Origin of the sequence: Aeromonas piscicola, from assembly GCF_000820005.1 — a bacterium.
Lineage (GTDB): Bacteria > Pseudomonadota > Gammaproteobacteria > Enterobacterales > Aeromonadaceae > Aeromonas > Aeromonas piscicola.
In genome coordinates, this window is the sequence record NZ_CDBL01000023.1 from 470 (window position 1) to 1,006 (window position 537).

At 63.3% G+C, this 537-nt stretch carries 1 protein-coding gene; it reads right to left on the minus strand.

Features of this window, described 5'->3' with window-relative positions; all coding sequences use genetic code 11:
* On the minus strand, positions 1 to 406 hold a 406-nt coding region (locus BN1128_RS04220), incomplete at its 3' end, for a CSS-motif domain-containing protein (RefSeq protein ID WP_042866518.1).
* Positions 407 to 537 lie beyond the last annotated feature (131 nt).

Below are 537 nucleotides of genomic sequence, written 5' to 3' on the forward strand. Positions count from 1 at the left end.
GCCGGGTGACGGCGTTGAGCTTGAACCGCTCGTGCTGACCGTCTTGCAGCTCATCGATCAGGTCTATCTCGTCGAAGATGGAGGAGCAGTAGAGGCGGCCGTGGCGAGAGAGATTGACTGAGCGCACATAGGGTGAGGTGGCGACCAGTACCCGCAGCTCGCGGGCAACCTCGGCACAGGGCCGGCTCGCCAGCGGCAGGGCGGCCCTTGCCGCCTGGGTCGAGTGGAGCAGGGCGCTGTCGATCTGCACCATGGCCCGTTCGGCGGCATTCTGGGCCTGCTGGCGAGTCAGAGACCAGGTCTGCCAGTAGAGGGTGGCGAGGGAGATGAGGATCAAGGCGGTGCAGCACAGCAGGCTGGCCAGCAGACGAGGCATGTTGCTGCGACGCAGAAAAGAGAGAGCCATGGACCACGCCTCAGTGAACGGAAATTGAACAAAAAAGGTCGGTCATACTACACAATCAGCCACCATTCTCATAGTCACCGCGGGGTGTCAATGGCCGGGGTGTCCCGGGGGCGGGAGGCGGAGAGGGGAAA